The following is a 20025-nucleotide window of genomic DNA, read 5'->3' as shown; positions in this document are numbered from 1 at the left end:
GTGGATAATGTCTGATAATCTGGCGCGAGATGTAAGGCTTTCACGACAATTGCGCAAGCGCATCCTTGTCATTCCACCTATGATTACTACTTGAGATCGCAGAAAAATCTGGCAAAATCGTATACGGGGTTCATGTGTCGAACCCGAAATCAGAATCGTTTCGCATCCTGCTTGGTTGATTTCTGCTTTCGGCTCGGATCGCATCGCGAAACCGCTGCCACCATCTGACGACCTTCCAAATGGCAAGATAAAACGATCCTGACAAAGGGTTAGATGCAGATATGCGGCATTGCTGCATATGGGGCGATCAGTTTTCCGACTTTTGCAAAAAGGACGGCCGATGACGTACCCGATGAGTTTGGATTGGACACAGAAAAAGGTTCTCGATTTCTTTCGGGAACATGTAACGCGCGGAACGCTGGTTTTCCGCGTGGATGACAAACATGAAATCGTTCTGGGTGATGGTTCGGAACCGCGTGCGGGCATGACCGTGCCCGACTGGACCAACACCCTTAAAATGGCGCTTAGTCCCGATCCGGGATTTGGCGAAGCCTATATGCATGGCGGCTTTGACCTTGTCAGCGGTGAAATGGAAGATCTGATCCGCGTGTTGCGTCTTAATTTCGAAGGCGGACATTCGTCGAGCGGCTTTGGCACCTTTATCGAAAAGTTGCAGGCGCTCAAATTCCAGATTGCCCAGTTTACCACCGTCAAGGCAGCGTCAAAACGCGTCCGCCATCACTATGATATCGGCAATGATCTTTATACCCGCTTCCTTGATCCGGAGATGCAATATTCATGTGCCTTCTGGGATGACGGGGCGCAAACCCTTGAAGAAGCGCAACACCGCAAAATGAGCCTGACCACCCAGCGGCTCAAGATCAACGAGCCGGGATTGCGGGTGGTCGATATCGGTTGCGGCTGGGGCGGGTTAAGCCGGTTTATCCGCCGCGAAACCGGGGCCGAGGTCCACGGTATTACATTGTCGACCGAACAATATAACTGGGCGCAGCAAAAGCGGGCCGAGATGGGTGACAATGCCAAAAGCGGACTGGATTATCATTTGCTTGATTACCGGGTCTTTGCCGATGCCAATGCCGGAAAATATGACCGGGTGGTATCGGTGGGCATGTTCGAACATGTCGGTCGCCATCAGTTCAAAACCTATTTCGAAAAGGTTGGCCAACTGCTTAAGGCCGGTGGCCGGGCCGTCATTCACACCATCATCAAGCCGCGTGCCGAATTTACATCGCCCTGGATCGACAAATATATCTTTCCGGGTGGCTATATTCCGGCGGTTCATGAAGTGATCGAAGCCGCCGAGCTCGCCAATCTGATGGTCGAGGCATCGCATTTCCATGCCGGGCGCAACTATGCCCGGACATTGCGGGCCTGGCGTGACCGGTTCCGGGCGGTGCGTGATGAACTTGACCCGGTCAAATATGACGAGGAATTCCGCAGAATGTGGGAATTCTATCTGGCGGGCTGCATCAATGCCTTTGACGAGTCAGAAGGCGGTGGCGGCATGCGGGTTGGCCAGTTTGTCTTTACCAAACCGGGCTTTGACTATGCCTGAGGATACAGGGCGGGGAACGATGGTTTCCCGCCCTGACTTGTTTAAGGGTTCCAAGACACATCGCGTGATCGACCGGCACGACAGATGTGAAAAAGCGATCAACCGGTCTTTTGTCGGGAGGAAACGACATGCTGAAAGTGATGAACTGGGATGACACCGATCATCAGGGCCGCGAGACATCGCTAACAAGCCGGGCCCCGCATATCGGGCAGGTGGAAGATTACGTCAAGGCACTGGGTGCGATCGAACTGTCGAGTTGCGAACGGGACATGTTGCGTGCCCACGCACGGGCACCGGGGCGCGAAATTACCGGTCTTAAGCTGGCTGAAACGGTCGGGCATTTCGGATGCCGGATCGGGCACAAGAAATATGGCCGACTGGCCGGGAAAATCGCAACGGCTGCGGGGCTGCCGGTCTGCAAATCCGATGTCAGTGACTATCTTGCGGCAATCTTTACCCTGGCCGATGGCAAACAGTCGGCGGGGGAGGATTGGCAATGGGTGATGCATGCGCCCCTGGCCGATGCATTGAAAAAGCTTGGCATGGCCTAGGTTTTTCAGGCGCCTTTACCGGGTGAACGCGGAAAAAGAAAAAAAGACGGACGGGCCGTGTAACGCGGCCCGTTTGTGTTTCGTCCTTGTGGGCAGAAGGGACGTGATCCCGTTACCGAGCAAGGAGAACCATGATGAGCCGTTTTTCATTCCCCGATACCAGCCCGGCCCTGTTCAAATCGATGTATGGTCTGGCCACGGCCATTGTTGAAAATGGCAAGGTGCCAGCCGTTCTGCGTGATTTGATCGAATGCCGCGTGTCACAGATCAATCAGTGTTCGTTTTGCCTGCGCATGCATGCCAAAAGTTTTGCCGAACATGGTGGCGATGCGGCCAAACTGACGATGTTGCCGGTCTGGCGCGCCGCAGACGGGTTTGACGATGCCGAACGTGCCGCACTTGACTGGGCGGAATGCCTGACCCGGATTGAAAGCCAGGAACGCATTGCGCAAAGCCACCGTGCGCTTTTGGCACATTTTGAAGCCGATGCGATTTCCGAACTGACCTGCGTGATTTCAACCATGAATGCCTGGAACCGTCTTGGCATCGCCCAGCACGAATTTGCATGACCGGGCTTTCCGCGCCCGTTGTCCGGGAGACAGATGATATCGTCTCTTTGCAACAGGAAGGTCCATCGGGCAGGATGAAGCAACGCAAGTAACAAGATCAGGCGGTACGGGGTAATCCCGTGCCGCTTCACCCGTTTGATGGGTACAGGATGTCAGATACGATTTTTGAACAGCATCGCGCACGTCTGACGGCGCTGGCCTATCGGATGCTGGGCAGTCATGCCGACGCCGAAGACGCGGTGCAGGATGTGTGGCTCAGATGGCGCAAGCAGGATCACGCAGAGATCAAGGATGCAACCGGCTGGCTGGTCCGGGTGTGCAGCAATATTTGTCTGGATGTTCTGAAATCGGCCCGGCGCCAGCGTGAAAACTATGTCGGCAACTGGTTGCCCGAACCGTGGATGCCGCCCGAACCGCCCAAAGCCGAAACCAACCTGATTGAACAGGAAGGTCTGGGGCAGGCGTATCTTTTGATGCTTGAACGTCTTGCACCGGTCGAACGGGTGGCACTTGTCCTGTATGAGGTGTTTGACTGGGCACATGATGATATTGCCCCGGTGATCGAACGCACCCCGAACAATACCCGTCAGATCCTGTTTCGGGCCCGGCGCAAAATGAAGCGTGAAAATGACCGCGATGCGACACCGGAAATCACCGGGCAACCGTGCGATCAGACACGCATGCAGGCCTTTGTCACGGCGCTTAGTCTTGGTGATGTCGGTCAGCTTCTGACCCAGCTTGCCCCGGATGTCATTTTGCATTCCGATGGTGGTGGCAAGGCACTGGCCACTGCCAATCCGCTATATGGTCCGGATCATGTTGCACGGTTCTTTGTCGGTGTCTGGCGCAAACGCAATCCACGTGAACGGGCGTTCTATGTGGTGCTGGACGGGGAATGCTGGCTTCTGATGATGGTGGATGGTGTGGTTGAAACCGCACTAAGCGCAACGGAAAAGGATGGTCGGATTGTGGATTTGTTCGTGCATCGCAATCCCGACAAGCTTGCGCTGTTTGAGGCGGTCGTCGGCAATGCCGTTGAAATCGACCCGGATAGCAAAAAGGCCGGGCAATAAACCCGGCCTTTTGAATTTGTGATCAGAACGAAGGATCAGACAAGTTTGTCGAGTTCGTTGATCAGCGACTCACCCATGACGGTGGTCGAAACTTTTGCCATGCCCGGCTGCATGATGTCGCCGGTGCGAAGGCCGCCCTTAAGGACGTTCTGAACCGCATTTTCGATCAGGGTTGCATCGTCGCCCATGTCGAACGAGTAACGCAGCATCATGGCAAAGGACAGAATGGTTGCCAGCGGGTTGGCGATGTCCTGACCGGCGATGTCCGGTGCCGAACCGTGTACCGGCTCATAAAGTGCTTTGCGTTTGCCGTCAGCGTCGGCCGCACCAAGCGATGCGGATGGCAGCATGCCGAGCGACCCGGTCAGCATGGCAGCGCAATCCGACAGAATGTCGCCAAACATGTTGGTGGTGACCATCACGTCGAACTGTTTCGGGTTACGAACCAGCTGCATGGATGCGTTATCGACATACATGTGGCTGACTTCGACTTCCGGGAAGTCCTTGGCAACGCGTTCAACAACTTCGCGCCACAGAACGGTGGATTCCAGAACGTTGGCCTTGTCGACCGAGCACAGACGCTTGTCACGTTTCATGGCCATGTCAAAAGCAACGCGCGCGATGCGTTCGACTTCCGGTTCGGAATAGACAAGGGTGTTGAAACCGGTGCGAACACCGTCGCGTTCTTCGATGCCGCGCGGCTGGCCGAAATAGATGCCGCCGGTCAGTTCGCGCAGGATCATGATATCGAGACCCTTGACGACTTCTTCTTTCAGGGTCGATGCACCAACAAGGGCGTCAAACACCAGTGCCGGACGCAGGTTGGCAAACAGGCCCATTTCCTTGCGGATTTTCAGAAGACCGCGTTCCGGTTTGATATCAAACGGAAGATCGTCCCATTTTGGACCACCAACAGCACCAAGCAGAACCGCGTCCGCCGCCATTGCATCGGCAAGGGTTTCGTCGGTCAGCGGGTTGTTATGTGCATCGATCGACGCACCGCCAATCAGGCCTTCGGTGATTTCGAAGTTCACATTGCGCTTTTTCGCCATCCAGTCCATGACGCGCTGGACCTGACGCATGACTTCGGGACCAATTCCGTCGCCCGGCAGCATCAATACTTTTTTGGTGGTGGTCATAAAAGAATCCTTCCCAGATATTTTCGGGGCCGCTCACCCCGTAGCGATAGAAAAGGGGCGGCAAACGAAACCGTTCGCCACCCCTTTTTGAATTAGAGCGACAACCAGGGCTGCGACGCAGCGCGCTTGGCTTCGAATGCGTTGATGGCATCGGATTTTTGCAAGGTCAGACCGATGTCATCAAGACCGTTCAGCAGGCAATGCTTGCGGAATTCTTCGACTTCGAACTTGATGCAGCCGCCATCCGGACCGGTGATTTCCTGATTTTCCAGATCAACGGTGACGGTGGCATTGGCGCCGCGTTCGGCATCGGCCATCAGCTTGTCGACATCTTCCTGCGGCAGACGGATCGGAAGGATGCCGTTCTTGAAGCAGTTGTTATAGAAAATGTCGGCAAAGCTCGGCGCGATCACGCAACGAATGCCGAAATCAAGCAGCGACCAAGGCGCGTGTTCACGCGACGAACCACAGCCGAAATTGTCGCCAGATACGAGGATCTGTGCATTGCGATAGGCCGGCTTGTTCAGAACGAAATCAGGGATCTCGTTGCCATTGTCGTCGTAACGCATTTCATCAAACAGGTTCTTGCCAAGGCCAGAACGTTTGATGGTTTTCAGGAACTGTTTGGGGATGATCATGTCGGTATCGACATTGATCATCGGCAGCGGTGCAGCAACACCGGTGAGCTTGGTAAATTTTTCCATCGTCTTATCCCTTGCTTCCGGTTTCCCAGGCCAGGCCCAGTGCTTCGATCAATTCCTCGGTCGCGTCGAGTTCCTGTGCGACAAAGTCGGGCAGGTTGATGCCGGTCAGCTGGGGCAGAAGTTGCTCCAGCACGGCAGCACGTCCCATACGGGGGGCGTTTTCGCGAAAATTGATGAATGCGGTATCGGCCATGGGAACCTTCTTTAACCGAGTTTGCGAATGTCAGTCAGGTGACCGGTGATTGCAGCTGCTGCTGCCATGGCCGGGCTGACGAGGTGGGTACGACCACCACGACCCTGACGGCCTTCGAAGTTACGGTTCGAAGTCGAAGCGCAACGCTCGCCCGGGGCCAGACGGTCCGGGTTCATTGCCAGACACATCGAGCAGCCCGGCTCGCGCCAGTCAAAGCCTGCTTCGATGAAGATTTCATGCAGGCCTTCTGCTTCGGCCTGTTCCTTGACCAGACCGGAACCCGGAACGATCATGGCATTGACCGACGGCGAAACCTTGCGGCCCTTGGCGACTTCGGCAACGGCACGCAGATCTTCGATACGACCGTTGGTGCACGAACCGATGAACACGCGGTCGATCTTGATTTCTTCGATCGGGGTGCCGGCCGTCAGACCCATATATTCGAGGGAACGGGCGATTGCCTTTTGCTTGCCGGCGTCCTTGCCGTCGCTCGGCGACGGAACAACACCGGTAACCGGTACGACGTCTTCCGGGCTGGTGCCCCAGGTAACCTGCGGGACGATGTCGGCCGCATCAATTTCGACAATCTTGTCGTAATGGGCACCTTCGTCAGACGGCAGGGTTTTCCAATATTCAACAGCCTGTTCGAATGCGGCACCTTTGGGGGCCATCGGACGGCCTTTGATATATTCAAAGGTTTTCTCGTCCGGTGCGATCAGGCCGGCACGTGCGCCACCTTCGATCGACATGTTACAGACGGTCATGCGGCCTTCAACCGACAGCGAACGGATCGCCGAGCCGGCATATTCGATGACATAGCCGGTACCGCCAGCCGTACCGATACGACCGATGATCGCAAGGGTGATGTCCTTGGCGGTAACGCCCGGATGCAGGTCGCCTTCAACCTTGACCAGCATGTTTTTGGCCGGTTTCTGAACCAGGGTCTGGGTTGCCAGAACATGTTCGACTTCGGACGTGCCGATACCGAATGCCAGGGCACCGAATGCGCCGTGGGTCGAGGTGTGGCTGTCACCACAAACCATGGTCACGCCAGGAAGGGTAAAGCCTTCTTCCGGGCCGACAATGTGAACGATACCCTGACGCAGGTCGTTCATCGGGAAATAATGAATGCCGGTTTCGCGCGCGTTTTGGTCAAGGGTTTCGACCTGAATGCGGCTGTCTTCTTCCTTGATGCCCTGGGACCGGTCAGACGTAGGAACGTTGTGGTCGGGCACGGCAAGGGTCAATTCGGGATGGCGCACTTTGCGGCCGGAATTGCGAAGACCTTCGAATGCCTGCGGGCTGGTAACTTCGTGGACGAGATGACGGTCAATATACAGCAGGCAGGTACCATCATCCTGCGTATCGACCACATGACTTTCCCAAATCTTGTCAAAAAGGGTTTTAGGTTGACCCATCTCGACCTCCTCATAAAACATCGATCTTTTGAGCAGCAACAACCGCCCCGTCTGTGTGGCCCGGAATGTCTCGAAAAATACGCAAAGTGATCCTGCCCAAGGCAGCAGATCGGTTATGGCGTTTTCTCCGGCGCAACCGGCTTAATCCGGTTTGCGAAATTTTATTATCCAGAACCACGCGGGTTTGATTGTTTTTGCCGCGGGAGTGCCTTTATACACCCCGGCCTTTAAATCGCAAGCCGCCGGGCGCGTGTTTTTCCCGGTTTTACATCCTGAAATTGAAACAGGAAAAATGCAGCACCCAAAAGTAGCCAAATCGGCTTAAATCAATATGAGTTAGAGATATCTGATATAACAAAAGCTGATGAATTTATCCCATGGTTTCTGCGTGTATTCTTTCCAAAGCTATAAGGCTGGCGATTCGGCGAAATGCTCTTAATAGTTGTGCTTCCTTATGAGGCGTTACTTTGTGCTGACGTGTTGGGCCTGGTAATTGGTTTTCTACGCAGCGAAATCCCTAGGGGTGATCTTGGTTGTTGACAGAGAAACCATAGATTGTATAGCTATATCAATAACTTATGTGGAGATTTGCTGTGATTACGCGTGGAGATTTTGAATGGAGGCTGAAGGAGGAGCTGCGTCTTCCTGTATCTCGCTCGAACCAACTTGAAATTGCGCAACTCTTGGAACTGCTGTGTGTGCGTAAGCGTCGAGTGCGCAAAGATCGCAGATACACGCGTAATCGAGCACGCAAACTGCAATTCATAGATTATTGCATTGAGGATTGCGTAAAGCGGAATAGTGAATGCGTACAACAATGTTTGCGTGAAAAGTGGAAACGCGGAAATCGGTAACTTCTCAGGTGCGATGGAGTTTGTAGACAGCTGGTTTTGTTTTTTGTTGTGATTGATCATGAAATAAAGACGGGCCCACCCGAAGGTGAGCCCGTCTTTTCGTCTGACATAGCCAAACGGCGGAGAATTACTTCTTCGCGCGTTCTGCTGCGGTCAGTTTGCCTTTGTGGCCGGTGGTCTGCTCGGCGATACGTGCAGATTTACCGGTACGACCACGCAGGTAGTACAGTTTCGCGCGACGAACGTCACCGCGGCGAACGACTTCGATTTTGTCGATGGCCGGGGAGTACGACTGGAAGATACGCTCAACGCCTTCGCCCGATGCGATTTTACGCACGGTGAAGGAAGAGTTGAGGCCGCGGTTCTTCTTGGCGATGCAAACGCCTTCGAACTGCTGGATACGCTCACGGGTACCTTCAACGACTTTCAGGTGTACACGAACGGTATCACCTGCGTCGAATTCCGGAACTTCGCGCTGCGCAACGATTTTGTCGAGCTGCTCATTCTCGAGCTGCTGGATGATGTTGGTCATGGTTTAACCCTCTTTGATGTTCCCGTTTGCGACATACTGGTCCCAAAGGTCCGGGCGTCGCTCACGAGTAATTTCTTCTGCCTGTGCATGCCGCCAGGCTTGTACCTTGGCATGATGTCCGGAAAGCAAGATCTCCGGCACGTCACGCCCGTTCCAATTGGCCGGGCGCGTGTAATGCGGATATTCAAGCAACCCGGTTTCAAAGCTTTCCTCGTCGACGGATTCGGTCTTGTTGACCGTTCCCTCGATGAGGCGAATGCACGATTCAATCAGGACCATGGCCGGCAGTTCGCCGCCCATGAGGATGTAATCGCCGATGCTGATCTCTTCGGCCTGATGTTCATCAAGTACGCGCTGGTCGATACCTTCGTAACGACCGCACAACAGGATGGCACCCGGGCCCGCTGCCAGTTCGCGGCAACGTTTCTGGTTCAGCACTTTTCCCCGCGGGCTGAGATAAATCAGCGGCAATTGCGGTGCGTCGGCACGCAATTCACGCAGGGCAGCGTCGACAATATCCGGGCGCATGACCATGCCGGCCCCGCCCCCGAAAGGATTGTCGTCAACAGTGCGGTGGCGGTCGGTTGCATGATCGCGGATGTCTTTGACATCAAGCGACCAGATCCCGTTCTCAAGCGCCTTGCCAGCCAAAGACTGACCAAGCACACCCGGGAACATTTCCGGGAACAGGGTTGCAACTTTTGCCTGCCACACAGACATCGATCAGGCCCCCTTTCCGCTGCCGGTCGCGGTTTCCGCGCCTACTGCATCGGCAGTGACGGCATCAGAATCGCGGTCGGCCTGAGAGTCCTTGCGGGATTTGTTGGGACGGCGGCTGCGATTGCCGGGTCCGTCTTCATCCTGCAGGAGCCCCTCGGGCGGATTTACCACCAGCTTGCGTTCCGAAAGCACCACATCGGGAACCACTTCCTTGGTAAACGGAAGAACGACAACCTTGCCACGGACTTCTTCAAGCGCGACTTCGATTACGTCGCCAGCGCCAAAATCAGCCACGCCCCGTACGGTCCCGAACAGCGATCCATCAATGTGGAAGGCCTTCAGGCCGACAAGGTCGGCAAGATAGAATTCGTCTTCATCTTCCGTCTCGGGCAGTGCCGCCCGTGGCACATGAAGCTTGGTACCCCGCAGCCGTTCGGCGGCGTCCCGGTCGTCCACACCTTCGATCTTGGCGATCAGCTGGTCGCGGACATGTCCGACAGGAGACAGCTTGTATTTCACGCGTCCCTTGGCGTCGAACAACGGGCCGTAACCGACAAGGTTATCCGGGTCGACGGTATAGCTTTTGACGCGCACGGCACCACGCACCCCGTGCGGGGCGGTGATCATGCCGACGCAGACATAAGCTTCGTCGTTCTTGGATTTGCGGGTATCAGCCATTTCGGTTCACAAGTTTCCGGTATCTGATCAAAGCGTGCGTTCAGCGATTACTCGCCTGCAGCTTCTTCAGCAGGTGCTGCTGCTTCGGCAGCGGCTTCCGCAGCAGCGGCAGCAGCAGCTTCAGCTTTTTCAGCTTTCTCACGAAGACGTTCCTGGGCTTTCGCTTTCGGAGCCGACTTCTGCGGCTGTTCGGTCGGTTTGAACGCGTCAGCAAGGCCAGCCTTGCCAAGGAAGCGTGCAACACGATCGGTCGGCTGTGCACCAACAGACAGCCAGTATTTGATGCGCTCTTCTTTGAAGGTCACGCGGTTGTCAGCATCCTTCGGGAGCATCGGATCATAGGTACCGACTTTCTCGATGAAGCTGCCGTCACGCGGAGCACGAACGTCAGCAACTACGATACGGTAGTACGGACGCTTCTTGGCACCGCCACGGGAAAGACGAATCTTGACAGCCATTCGGATAAGTTCCTTTCAGCTTGGGTTTGTAGTCTTCTAAATCAGGGCCCCGAGGGGCCTATTCGCTAGTCTTGTAGTCTGCGGCCTTGCGACCGTTTCGGTTCCTAAGAGGCATTCTTGAGAACCTGTTTAAGAACCTGGGGTCTGGCTATTTCTTTTTGCCAAATCCCGGGAATCCCGGAGGAAGGCCACCGCCGCCCCCCAATCCCGGCAGGCCGGGCGGCAAACCGCCCCCGGCACCGGGGAAACCTTTTGGCAGATTGCCGAGGTCGGGCATTTCGCCGCCTTCAAGCATTGCCGGATCCATTTTCGGCATGCCGCCAAACAGACCTTTTTTGCCCATCTTGCCCATCTTTTTGATCATGGTGGACATGGTCTGATATTGCTTGAGCAGCTTGTTCACGTCCTGAACCGTCAGGCCACAGCCCGCGGCAATACGCTTTTTGCGCGATGCCTTGATCAGGGCCGGGTTTTCACGTTCTTTGGGCGTCATCGACAGGATGATCGCTTCCTGATGGGTCAGAAGTTTCGGATCAAGCTTGGTCTGCGACATCTGTTTTTTCAGCGCGCCCATGCCCGGCAGCATCCCCATGATGCCGGAAAGATCACCCATCTTCTGAAGCTGCTTGAGCTGGGCGAGAAGGTCGTTCAGGTCAAACTGACCCTTGCGCAGCTTCTTCGCCATTTTCTCGGCGTCTTCGGCCTTGATCGTTTCAGCGGCTTTTTCAACCAGGCTGACAACGTCGCCCATGCCAAGAATACGGTTGGCGATACGATCGGGGTGGAAGGCTTCCATCTCGTCGATCTTTTCGCCGACACCGATCATCTTGATCGGGCAGCCGGTAATCTGACGCATCGAAAGGGCCGCACCGCCGCGCGCATCACCGTCAACACGGGTCAGAACGATACCGGTAATGCCGACCTTTTCGGCAAATTCCTTGGCCACATTGACCGAGTCCTGACCGGTCATTGCATCGGTGACCAGCAAGGTTTCGACCGGGTTGACCGCATCACGGACCTGGGCGACTTCGCTCATCAGTTCCATGTCGATATGCAGGCGGCCGGCGGTATCAAGGATGACGGCGTCATAGCCTTCCTTGCGACCGGTATCCATGGCGCGTTTTGCAATCGAAACCGGCTTTTCGCCAAGAACGATCGGCAGAACACCCAGACCATTATCGTCGGCCAGCACTTTCAGCTGCTGCTGGGCGGCCGGACGATAGATATCGAGCGATGCCAGAAGAACCTTCTTGTTGCGCTTCTTGGTCAGGTGCAGCGCGATCTTGGCAGAACTGGTGGTCTTACCCGAACCCTGAAGACCAACCATCAGGATCGGCACCGGCGGGGTCGAGGCAAGATTGATGTCTTCGCCTTCGCCCAGCATGTTTTTCAGTTCGTCATGGACGATCTTGACGACCATCTGACCCGGGGTGACCGAGCGCAGAACGTCCTGACCAACCGCACGTTCGGTGGCGTTGGTGATAAAGGTTTTGACGACCGGTAGCGCAACGTCAGCCTCAAGCAGGGCGACGCGTACTTCGCGCATGGCTTCCTTGACGTCGGATTCCTTCAGCGCGCCACGTTTGCGCAGCTTATCGAGAACTCCGCCAAGGCGATCGCTTAGTCCTTCAAACATTCCAAATCCCGTCTGTGTTGCCGGTGTTTCCACCGCGTACGCACAAAAAACTAAAACCCAGTGCTCGAAAACTCGAGGACTGGGGGAGTCACCCCTTGGGCGACCTTTGGTGAGGAGGGTTTATTGGATCGGGGGTGGGGAGTCAAGCGCAATCGGGCGCAAAAGCGCGATGTTCTGCGCTTTTCGAGTCATTTCGAACCCAATCCCCGATTCTGATGGTGCCCGGGGGCATCCAACCGGATGTTCAAACCGCCGGGCTGACCGGATCAATCGCGTGATTGTCAATCAGGCGGGCCTTGCCAAGACGCGCAGCAACAAAGATTCGCGCCGGTCTGGTGACGGTTTGGCTGACCAGTTCAAGCGTTTGCGCATCGCGAACTTCAAGATAGTCGATCGGATTGAACCCGGCGGCCAGAATGTCTTCGCGCCCCTTGGCCAAAAGCGGTCCAAGTTCGGCACCCTTGGCGGCCCTGGCGGTGATATCGGCCAGAACCCGGTTCAGAACTGGCGCGGTTTCGCGTTCCTGTGGCGACAGATACCGATTGCGTGACGACATGGCCAGACCGTCTTCTTCGCGCAGGATCTTGGCCCCGATAATGTCGACCGGAATGTTGAGATCCGCACTGAAACGGCGGATGACCATCAGCTGTTGATAGTCTTTTTGGCCGAAAATCGCGCAATCGGGCAGTGCTTGAAGCAGCAATTTGGTGACGATCTGGGCCACCCCATCGAAATGACCCGGGCGGGCCGCCCCGCACAAAACATTGGTCATCGCGCCATCGACACTGACCTTGGTGGCAAAGCCGTCGGGATACATTTCCTCGACCGAGGGGGCAAAACACAGTTCCACCCCGGCCGCATCAAGAAGTTTCTGATCATCGGGCAGGGTGCGGGGATAGGCGCCGAAATCCTCGTTCGGGCCGAACTGGGTCGGATTGACAAAGATCGATACGATCACGCGGTCGGCATGTTCACGGGCAAGACGGGTCAGGCTGATATGGCCGTCATGAAGCGCACCCATGGTTGGCACCAGGGCAACACGCAGACCCTGCGCGCGCCAGTCGGCAACAGTCGCGCGCAAATCTGCGACGGTGTGAACAGTCGTAAGAGGCATCGTAATCGTCGTATCGAAATTTCAAGAAATCGCGGCGGTCAGAACCATCAGGTATCAGACCGCGCGCAAGTTACCTTTTTTGGTAACGCCAAAGCAATGTTCATCCGCCGGGAACTGACGGTTGCGCACTTCGCTTGCATACTGGCCGACCGCCTCGGAGACGGCATCGCCCAGATTGGCATAGCGTTTGACGAATTTTGGCGTGAAATCCGAAAACAGGCCAAGGATGTCCTCGGTGACGAGAACCTGACCGTCACAGGCCACCGATGCACCGATCCCGATGGTCGGAATATCGATGGTTTCGGCGATGTGGCGGGCGACCGGTTCAACCGTTCCTTCGACCACGACGGAAAAGGCGCCGGCGTCGGCGACTGCGCGGGCATCGGCCAGGACCTTTTCAGCAGCAGCTTCGCCGCGACCCTGACTTTTGAAACCGCCCATGGTGTTGACCTGTTGGGGCATCAGGCCGATATGGCCCATGACAGGCACACCGCGCTGGGTCAGAAATGCGATGGTTTCGGCCAGTTCTGCCCCGCCTTCGAGCTTGACTGCGGCACAGCCGGTTTCGGCAAGAATATGCGAGGCGGTCCGGAAAGCCTGTTCCTTGGATTCCTGATAGCTGCCAAATGGCAGATCGATCACGACACAGGCATTTTTCGAGCCGCGCATGACCGCCTTGCCGTGATTGACCATCATGTCGACGGTCACGGCAAGCGTGCTTTCCATGCCATAGACAACCATGCCCAGTGAATCGCCGACCAGCAGAAGGTCGCAATGTTCATCGAGGCGCTGGGCCATTGGCGTTGTGTAAGCAGTCAGGCAGACAATCGGTTCGCCACCCTTGCGGGCGCGAAGCTGTGGGACGGAAACCCGGCCCATCTTTTTTGTGGTGGCACTCATGACGTTTCTCCCCCGGTTCGACCGGATTTGGCTGCCCGATCTGTGTCGGGCGTGCCGTCATGTTTACAATATGATGACGGTATTCGGGAAATATTTTTTCGCAATCGCGAAATAGGCAATTCGGCCAACAGGTTATCAATTGACCGAATTTACGCTTTTTCCTCGCATCATTTCAAAGACGCAGTCAGCATTACTGTGCAGTTGCACAAAAGAATTCAGAGGCCTTCGGCAAGGTCTTCGAGCATATCAAGCCCGACCGCTTCGATATGGCGGTTATCCTTAAGCGAAATCGTTGCTTCCTTGCGCAGTTGCGTCAGGGTGCGCGACACGGTTTCGATGGTCAGACCCAGATAATCGGCAATGTCGGACCGGCTCATCGGGACATTGATGGTATCGGTATTTTCACCGCGATGTTCCTGGCGGCGGGCCAGCATCAGCAGGAAGGATGCGACCTTTTCCTTGGCAGTCTTGCGGCCGAGCAACAGCATCTGGTCCTGTGCGGCGGCCAGTTCGTCCACCGCCATGCCCAGCATGCGTTTTTCAAGATGCGGGAACTGATCAAACAGCTTTTCGAGCTTCTGCCGCGGGAAGCGACAGGCCGTGACCGGTTCGATTGCCTCGGCGGTGTAGCTGTAATTGGCGTTCAGAGCGAGTCCCAGAAAGTCGCCTGCAAACAGGAAACCGGTGATCTGACGGCGACCATCACCCAGCAATTTGTACAGTTTGACCGAGCCCGATGTGACGTTGAAGACATAGTCGGCTTCTTCGGCTTCGTGGAAGATGGTGCTGTGTGAATCAAACTGGACGTGAGTCAGCAGTTGGCGCAGCTGATCATGTTCAGCCCCGTGCAAAGACGAGCAGAAGGTCAAGTCCTTGATAGAACAGGCTTCGCAAAGTTGGGGGCGGACTGCCATCGCAGACTCCGATACTGGTGACCCGATACATTGAGTAGCGTTAATTTATGCGAACAGACAGGAGCGTTTCAAGTTATTCTAACTGTCATTGTGGTGGAATTTCTTGGATTTAGGCGCAAACTGGTCGTCATCGTCGTCAAACAGGATGCGATTGGCGGCCCCTTCCATGTCGTCGAACTGTCCGGAACGCAGCGACCACAAAAAGGCACCAAGCCCCAAAAGACCCAGAAAAAGTGCGATCGGGATCAGGAGAAGAAGGTTGCTCATGCCATTAGGCTCCTGCCTGTTGGGATGTGGGGCGCAGGGGCGCGATATCAAGGTTTGGCGATTGTCCGGATGTCTTGGCATGCAGGCGCAAGGCATTGGCAATAACAATCAGCGATGACGATGACATGGCGATGGCTGCAATCAGGGGGGTGACAAAGCCCGATACCGCAAGGGGAATCGTAATCAGGTTATAGGCAAAGGACAGGGCGAAGTTCTGACGCACCAGTCGGTCGGCCTTGCGGGCGACGTCGATGGCTTCGATGACGGCACCCAGCCTGTCGCCCTGAAACACGATATCGGCCGCGTTTTGCGAAATTTCGGCAGCGGTTGCAGGTGACATTGATGCATGGGCACAGGCAAGAGCCGGGGCATCATTGATGCCATCGCCGACCATCAGATCAAACTTGCCGTCATCTGCGCGTTTCTGGACAAAACCGGCCTTGTCGGTCGGGGACATGCGCGCATGCCAGTCACGCAAACCGATTGTTTCGGCAAGCTGGCGGACCGTGCTGCTGCGGTCCCCCGACAGCAATGTCATATCAAATCCGCGCGCGCGCAGGGTATCAACGACCGTGACCGCGTCACTGCGCGGTGTGTCGCGGAACACAAACCGGGTCGGTGATTTTCCCGGTTCTGCCAACCATAATTCCGGCCCGGTGACATCAGACGGCAAATCGGCGTTTTCCGCGATATCGCAAAATGTGCGACTGCCAAGCAAAATGGTGCCAAACGGTGTATGCGCCGTCAGGCCAAGACCGGGTTGTTCGGTGACATTGGCCATGGCCGCAACATTGCCAGCCGCACGCACCAGGGCGCGGGACAATGGGTGATTGCTGTTGGCGGCAATGCGTGCGGCAAGTTCAAGAGTTTCGGCGTCGGTCTGGCTGACCAGTTCGGGTTTGCCGGTGGTCAGTGTTCCGGTCTTGTCAAAAATGATACCGGTAATTTTGGTCAGCCGTTCAAGTGCGGTTGCCGATTTGACAAGAATTCCGGCGCGCAACAACCGGCCGGTGGCAATGACCTGAACGACCGGAACCGCAAGCGCCAGCGCACAGGGGCAGGTAATGATCAGAACCGCAATCGCATTCATCAGCGCATCCTGCCAGGCAAGACCGCCAATCAGCCACCAGCCGACAAAAGTCGCCAGCGACAGGAAATGAACAACCGGAGCATAGGATTTGGCCACCCGGTCGGCAATCGCGACATATTTGGCCCGACCCTGTTCGGCATTTTCCATCAGCCGGACAATTTCCGATAACAGGGTATTGCCGCCGGTTGCCGTCACACGAATGCGCAAAGGCGCGGATATATTGGTCGTGCCGGCAAAGACTGTTTTGCCCGGGCGGGTCAGGACCGGGATGCTTTCGCCGGTGATGACGCTGGTATCAATGTCGGACTGGCCGTCGATGACTTCACCGTCAATGCCGATCCGTTCCCCCGCCGCCGTCAGAACGACCATGCCCGGTTCCGCCTTGTGCGGGGCGATCAGGCGACGGGTTCCGTCATCGTCAATGACGGTGATTGACCGGGCATTCAGCGACAAAAGATGTTCGGCCGCCGACCGTGCCTGCCCACGGGCCCGCCCGTCCAGATAACGACCGATCAGCAGGAAAAACAAAAGCGTGATCGCACTGTCGAAATAGGCATGCGGTTCGCTGCGAATGGTTTGGGCAAGGCTCATGCCAAGGGCAAGGATCACGCCAAGGCTGATCGGGACATCCATATTGACCCGCCGGTTGCGGATGGCACCCAGTGCGGAGCGATAAAACGGCATCCCGGCATAGGCCGCGGCAGGCAATGCAATCAATGCCGATAACCAGTGAAACAGATCGCGGGTTGCCCCGCCCATGCCCTGAAAATACCCGGCCCAGACAGAAACCGATAACAACATCACATTGCCGGCAGCAAATCCGGCCACGGCCAGACAGCGCAGCAATTCCTTGTTGCGGGACAGGGTTGCCTGTTCAAGGGCGGCGGGATCAAACGGGATCAGGCGATAGCCCATCTGCAAAACCGGTGACAGGATGGCACCGATATCGGACGAGGCACCCTGCCAGCTTAGACGCAGGCGGCGGGTCGTCATATTGACCCGCGCACGCGTCACGGCATCGTTGCGTTGCAAAAGAGTTTCGATCAACCAGACACAGGCCGCACAATGAATGCCATCCACCATCAGATTAAGATGATGGGTGCCGGTGTCATCGGTGCTGGCCAGTTCGGTGAAATCAAGACTGCCAAGCGTTTCTTCATCCGGACGCAGGGCACGGATTTTGGGATCGACCGCGCGGCGTTTGTAATAGGATGAAAGCCCCAATTCGCCCAGCAGCTCATACGCCCCGGCGCATCCCGCACAGCAAAAGTCAGGCCCCGCCGGTGACGAGGCAGTGACCGGTTCCTGGCAGTGACGGCAAAGGGCGGGCTGGATCATGGATTGATGACGACGTTTTCAAGTGTCTGGTAATCATCACCCATGGCATGGGCGATGGTGCGGACCTGCCAGCGACCATATACCGGGAAAGATGCACTTGCGCGATATTCGCCCGGTGCAACTTCTGCCATCGGGATGGTCTGATCCATGTCGTCGCGGTCCGAACGGGTCAGGACAATTGACATTTTTGCACCGCTGATCGGCTGACTTTCCTTGTCGCGGAACAGGACGGTGACGGTGCCGGTCTGATTGATGACACCACCAACGGTCAGTTTGCTGCGCCAGCCAAGTTCTGCCTGACGGGCCGCACCGGAAATTGCAGCATTGTAGTTGTTGCCTTCTTCAAAGGCGTGCTTGGTGACAAGGCCGTTCCAGCTGGTCATGGAAAAAGTGATCAGCGAAATATTGGCAATCAGCATGATGGCAAAGCCGCCAACAAAGTACCAAGGGATCCAGCGATCCGATTTGCGCGGGCCGGTTTGATCAGAAGAAGGAGACGTCATATGCGTTGCCATTGCTTGTCTTTCCTGTGCCAAAGCGTTTTCACGATCAGCGGTCGGTCTTGGGACCGGCAAATACTGTATCATATGTTTCGGTGTTTCCGGTTTCCGTATCGGTCACCGTGAATTCGAACGGTGTTGCATCGCCATCAAGTGCCGACGGATCGGCGGCAATGAACACACGGAAACTGCCAACCCGGTCGGGCGCCACTTCAAGATCAAAGGTGCCTTTCTGGTTCGGGGTCTGACCGATGATCTGGAAATCCGAAATCGTCAGGCCGGAAACGGTCAGTTCATAGGTTTTCAGCGACTGTTCCTTGTTGAGCAGCTTGACCGTATAGCCATTGCGGACATCGCCATCAGACAGGGTCACAAATAGCGGGTTGCGGTCACGCAGCACATTGAGTTCAAGGACCGAACGGTTCAAAAGACCGAACATCATCACCGATGCCACCACGGTCAGGATGGCCGCATAGAAAATGGTGCGCGGGCGAATGATGCGCACGCGGGTTGCCTTGCCCTGGGCGCGAAGCTGGGTGTTCTGGACCGAGTCAAACCGGACCAGATCACGCGGAAAGCCGACCTTGTCCATGATGTCGTTACAGGCATCAATACACAGGCCACAGCCAATGCATTCCATCTGCAGGCCGTCGCGGATATCAATGCCGGTCGGACAGACATTCACACAGGCACGGCAATCAATGCAGTGGCCGGTTTCGGGCACTTCGCCACGGGTCAGGTTTTTGCGTTTAAGCGGCCCGCGGGCTTCCCCGCGCCATCCTTCATAGGTGACGATCAGACTTTCATCATCCAGCATTGCCGACTGAAAACGCGGCCAGGGACACATATAGGTGCAAACCTGTTCGCGGGCCCAGCCAGCCAGAAGATAGGTCGAGAAAGTCAAAAACGCGATGGTGACATAGACGGCCAAGCTGGCCTGGCCGGTAAAGACATCGACGATGACGGTCGGCGCATCGTTGAAATACAGAACAAACGCGCCGCCGGTTGCCATGGCAATGGCGATCCAGGCCAGATGGGTTGCACCGATTTTCCAGAATTTCTCGAACGTCCATTTCGACTGATCAAGTCGGACACGCGCGTTGCGATCGCCCTGGATATAACGTTCGACCAGCATGAAAAGATCGGTCCAGACCGTCTGCGGGCAGCCATAACCACACCAGATACGTCCAAACAGCGAGGTTGCCAGAAACAGACCGATTGCCGCCATGATCAGGATGCCGGTGATGTAATAGACTTCCTGGGGCCAGATTTCGATGAAGAAGAAATAGGCGCGGCCAAGATCCATGTCGATCAGCACTGCCTGATCGGGGGCGCTTGGTCCACGATCCCAGCGGATCCATGGCACCAGCCAGTAAATCGACAATAACGCGATCAGTGCGAACCATTTGAGGTTACGGAACCGGCCGGAAACGCGTTTGGGATAAACTTTGTCCCGCGTTTTATAAAGCGGTTGATCGTCATAGTCGCTGCCATCACTGACAAGCGGGCTGGCGGTGTGTTCGGCATCGGGATGCGGCAAGCTGGACATGGCCATTTTCGCTACCTGGTTAGTGCTCCCTACCGTGCTGATGGCGGTGGTTTTGCGGGAAACCGCCAGTCGGAGCAAACGGCCAAGCTGTCAGACAGAAAGTTCAATTTGTCAGCAGCTTTTCGGGGCAGGCTTTCATTATTCAAATCTGAGCCTGAAAATACGAAAGGTCCGCCTCAGTAACCATGATACATGTCAATTTACGACGTGAAGATCATGGGAAAACTGCGACGGACATCTCGTTTCGGACAA

At 55.9% G+C, this 20025-nt stretch carries 20 protein-coding genes; 4 read left to right on the top strand and 16 right to left on the bottom strand.

Annotation, left to right across the window (positions count from 1 at the left end):
- Positions 1-352 precede the first annotated feature (352 nt).
- The 4 genes from WA429_RS08915 to sigJ all read left to right on the top strand — a co-directional run bounded on the left by WA429_RS08915 (position 353) and on the right by sigJ (position 3769).
- A complete protein-coding gene (locus WA429_RS08915) occupies positions 353-1576 on the top strand; it encodes a cyclopropane-fatty-acyl-phospholipid synthase family protein (RefSeq protein ID WP_287465314.1) in 1224 nt (407 codons plus the stop codon).
- A 128-nt stretch (positions 1577-1704) separates the two neighbouring features.
- Complete coding sequence (locus WA429_RS08910; protein ID WP_287465315.1) at positions 1705-2127, top strand: hypothetical protein; 423 nt, start codon at positions 1705-1707, stop codon at positions 2125-2127.
- A 134-nt stretch (positions 2128-2261) separates the two neighbouring features.
- On the top strand, positions 2262-2696 hold the full coding sequence (locus tag WA429_RS08905; RefSeq protein ID WP_228196089.1) for a carboxymuconolactone decarboxylase family protein: 435 nt from the start codon (positions 2262-2264) through the stop codon (positions 2694-2696).
- A gap of 149 nt (positions 2697-2845) precedes the next feature.
- The gene (gene sigJ / locus WA429_RS08900; RefSeq protein WP_287465316.1) at positions 2846-3769 is read left to right on the top strand and encodes an RNA polymerase sigma factor SigJ; all 924 of its coding nucleotides are present in this window, start codon (positions 2846-2848) and stop codon (positions 3767-3769) included.
- A 35-nt stretch (positions 3770-3804) separates the two neighbouring features.
- Here sigJ and leuB read toward each other — a convergent pair whose 3' ends face one another.
- The 16 genes from leuB to ccoG form a co-directional block, all read right to left on the bottom strand.
- Positions 3805-4908: a 3-isopropylmalate dehydrogenase gene (leuB, locus tag WA429_RS08895; protein WP_068519854.1), complete on the bottom strand. Its 1104-nt coding sequence runs from the start codon at positions 4906-4908 to the stop codon at positions 3805-3807.
- A 92-nt stretch (positions 4909-5000) separates the two neighbouring features.
- A complete protein-coding gene (leuD, locus tag WA429_RS08890; protein WP_068519853.1) occupies positions 5001-5612 on the bottom strand; it encodes a 3-isopropylmalate dehydratase small subunit in 612 nt (203 codons plus the stop codon).
- Positions 5613-5616: 4 nt separating this feature from the next.
- Positions 5617-5805 carry a hypothetical protein gene (locus WA429_RS08885; RefSeq protein ID WP_068519852.1) on the bottom strand — a complete coding sequence of 63 codons (189 nt, stop codon included), beginning with the start codon at positions 5803-5805 and terminating at the stop codon, positions 5617-5619.
- Between the two features lie 11 nt (positions 5806-5816).
- On the bottom strand, positions 5817-7223 hold the full coding sequence (gene leuC / locus WA429_RS08880) for a 3-isopropylmalate dehydratase large subunit (RefSeq protein ID WP_101247351.1): 1407 nt from the start codon (positions 7221-7223) through the stop codon (positions 5817-5819).
- A 981-nt stretch (positions 7224-8204) separates the two neighbouring features.
- Entirely contained in the window at positions 8205-8609 is a 405-nt protein-coding gene (gene rplS, locus WA429_RS08875; protein WP_068519851.1) for a 50S ribosomal protein L19, read from the bottom strand.
- A gap of 3 nt (positions 8610-8612) precedes the next feature.
- Complete coding sequence (gene trmD, locus WA429_RS08870) at positions 8613-9329, bottom strand: tRNA (guanosine(37)-N1)-methyltransferase TrmD (protein WP_068519850.1); 717 nt, start codon at positions 9327-9329, stop codon at positions 8613-8615.
- A 3-nt stretch (positions 9330-9332) separates the two neighbouring features.
- On the bottom strand, positions 9333-10007 hold the full coding sequence (gene rimM / locus WA429_RS08865) for a ribosome maturation factor RimM (RefSeq protein WP_287465318.1): 675 nt from the start codon (positions 10005-10007) through the stop codon (positions 9333-9335).
- Positions 10008-10054: 47 nt separating this feature from the next.
- Complete coding sequence (rpsP, locus tag WA429_RS08860; protein ID WP_068519848.1) at positions 10055-10465, bottom strand: 30S ribosomal protein S16; 411 nt, start codon at positions 10463-10465, stop codon at positions 10055-10057.
- A gap of 148 nt (positions 10466-10613) precedes the next feature.
- Complete coding sequence (ffh, locus tag WA429_RS08855; protein WP_101247350.1) at positions 10614-12101, bottom strand: signal recognition particle protein; 1488 nt, start codon at positions 12099-12101, stop codon at positions 10614-10616.
- A 244-nt stretch (positions 12102-12345) separates the two neighbouring features.
- Entirely contained in the window at positions 12346-13215 is an 870-nt protein-coding gene (gene panC / locus WA429_RS08850; RefSeq protein WP_068519846.1) for a pantoate--beta-alanine ligase, read from the bottom strand.
- A gap of 54 nt (positions 13216-13269) precedes the next feature.
- A complete protein-coding gene (gene panB / locus WA429_RS08845; protein WP_287465319.1) occupies positions 13270-14115 on the bottom strand; it encodes a 3-methyl-2-oxobutanoate hydroxymethyltransferase in 846 nt (281 codons plus the stop codon).
- A gap of 215 nt (positions 14116-14330) precedes the next feature.
- Positions 14331-15029, bottom strand: a complete 699-nt coding sequence (locus tag WA429_RS08840) for a cyclic nucleotide-binding domain-containing protein (RefSeq protein WP_068519844.1) — start codon at positions 15027-15029, stop codon at positions 14331-14333.
- A 78-nt stretch (positions 15030-15107) separates the two neighbouring features.
- Positions 15108-15296, bottom strand: a complete 189-nt coding sequence (ccoS, locus tag WA429_RS08835; RefSeq protein WP_068519843.1) for a cbb3-type cytochrome oxidase assembly protein CcoS — start codon at positions 15294-15296, stop codon at positions 15108-15110.
- A gap of 4 nt (positions 15297-15300) precedes the next feature.
- Positions 15301-17724 (bottom strand): heavy metal translocating P-type ATPase metal-binding domain-containing protein, encoded by a 2424-nt coding sequence (locus WA429_RS08830; RefSeq protein WP_287465321.1) that lies wholly within the window; start codon positions 17722-17724, stop codon positions 15301-15303.
- The gene (locus WA429_RS08825; protein WP_287465322.1) at positions 17721-18239 is read right to left on the bottom strand and encodes a FixH family protein; all 519 of its coding nucleotides are present in this window, start codon (positions 18237-18239) and stop codon (positions 17721-17723) included. Before WA429_RS08825 ends, WA429_RS08830 begins: the two co-directional genes overlap by 4 nt.
- A gap of 34 nt (positions 18240-18273) precedes the next feature.
- Entirely contained in the window at positions 18274-19773 is a 1500-nt protein-coding gene (gene ccoG / locus WA429_RS08820; RefSeq protein ID WP_287465323.1) for a cytochrome c oxidase accessory protein CcoG, read from the bottom strand.
- Positions 19774-20025 lie beyond the last annotated feature (252 nt).

Origin of the sequence: Thalassospira sp. CH_XMU1420-2 (assembly GCF_037029325.1) — a bacterium.
GTDB classification, from domain to species: domain Bacteria; phylum Pseudomonadota; class Alphaproteobacteria; order Rhodospirillales; family Thalassospiraceae; genus Thalassospira; species Thalassospira povalilytica.
The sequence above is the reverse complement of the archived record's forward strand: the minus strand, read 5'-3'. Positions and strand labels throughout refer to the sequence as shown.

What these genes read in the sequence shown, in the direction of transcription:
- rpsP (WP_068519848.1), bottom strand. Translation starts at nt 10,465, where the DNA reads ATGGCTGTCAAGATTCGTCTTTCCCGTGGCGGTGCCAAGAAGCGTCCG.
- leuD (WP_068519853.1), bottom strand. Translation starts at nt 5,612, where the DNA reads ATGGAAAAATTTACCAAGCTCACCGGTGTTGCTGCACCGCTGCCGATG.
- leuB (WP_068519854.1), bottom strand. Translation starts at nt 4,908, where the DNA reads ATGACCACCACCAAAAAAGTATTGATGCTGCCGGGCGACGGAATTGGT.
- WA429_RS08910 (WP_287465315.1), top strand. Translation starts at nt 1,705, where the DNA reads ATGCTGAAAGTGATGAACTGGGATGACACCGATCATCAGGGCCGCGAG.
- WA429_RS08825 (WP_287465322.1), bottom strand. Translation starts at nt 18,239, where the DNA reads ATGGCAACGCATATGACGTCTCCTTCTTCTGATCAAACCGGCCCGCGC.
- rimM (WP_287465318.1), bottom strand. Translation starts at nt 10,007, where the DNA reads ATGGCTGATACCCGCAAATCCAAGAACGACGAAGCTTATGTCTGCGTC.
- WA429_RS08905 (WP_228196089.1), top strand. Translation starts at nt 2,262, where the DNA reads ATGAGCCGTTTTTCATTCCCCGATACCAGCCCGGCCCTGTTCAAATCG.
- rplS (WP_068519851.1), bottom strand. Translation starts at nt 8,609, where the DNA reads ATGACCAACATCATCCAGCAGCTCGAGAATGAGCAGCTCGACAAAATC.
- ccoG (WP_287465323.1), bottom strand. Translation starts at nt 19,773, where the DNA reads ATGTCCAGCTTGCCGCATCCCGATGCCGAACACACCGCCAGCCCGCTT.
- panB (WP_287465319.1), bottom strand. Translation starts at nt 14,115, where the DNA reads ATGAGTGCCACCACAAAAAAGATGGGCCGGGTTTCCGTCCCACAGCTT.
- ffh (WP_101247350.1), bottom strand. Translation starts at nt 12,101, where the DNA reads ATGTTTGAAGGACTAAGCGATCGCCTTGGCGGAGTTCTCGATAAGCTG.
- ccoS (WP_068519843.1), bottom strand. Translation starts at nt 15,296, where the DNA reads ATGAGCAACCTTCTTCTCCTGATCCCGATCGCACTTTTTCTGGGTCTT.
- WA429_RS08885 (WP_068519852.1), bottom strand. Translation starts at nt 5,805, where the DNA reads ATGGCCGATACCGCATTCATCAATTTTCGCGAAAACGCCCCCCGTATG.
- leuC (WP_101247351.1), bottom strand. Translation starts at nt 7,223, where the DNA reads ATGGGTCAACCTAAAACCCTTTTTGACAAGATTTGGGAAAGTCATGTG.
- WA429_RS08840 (WP_068519844.1), bottom strand. Translation starts at nt 15,029, where the DNA reads ATGGCAGTCCGCCCCCAACTTTGCGAAGCCTGTTCTATCAAGGACTTG.
- WA429_RS08915 (WP_287465314.1), top strand. Translation starts at nt 353, where the DNA reads ATGAGTTTGGATTGGACACAGAAAAAGGTTCTCGATTTCTTTCGGGAA.
- sigJ (WP_287465316.1), top strand. Translation starts at nt 2,846, where the DNA reads ATGTCAGATACGATTTTTGAACAGCATCGCGCACGTCTGACGGCGCTG.
- trmD (WP_068519850.1), bottom strand. Translation starts at nt 9,329, where the DNA reads ATGTCTGTGTGGCAGGCAAAAGTTGCAACCCTGTTCCCGGAAATGTTC.
- WA429_RS08830 (WP_287465321.1), bottom strand. Translation starts at nt 17,724, where the DNA reads ATGATCCAGCCCGCCCTTTGCCGTCACTGCCAGGAACCGGTCACTGCC.
- panC (WP_068519846.1), bottom strand. Translation starts at nt 13,215, where the DNA reads ATGCCTCTTACGACTGTTCACACCGTCGCAGATTTGCGCGCGACTGTT.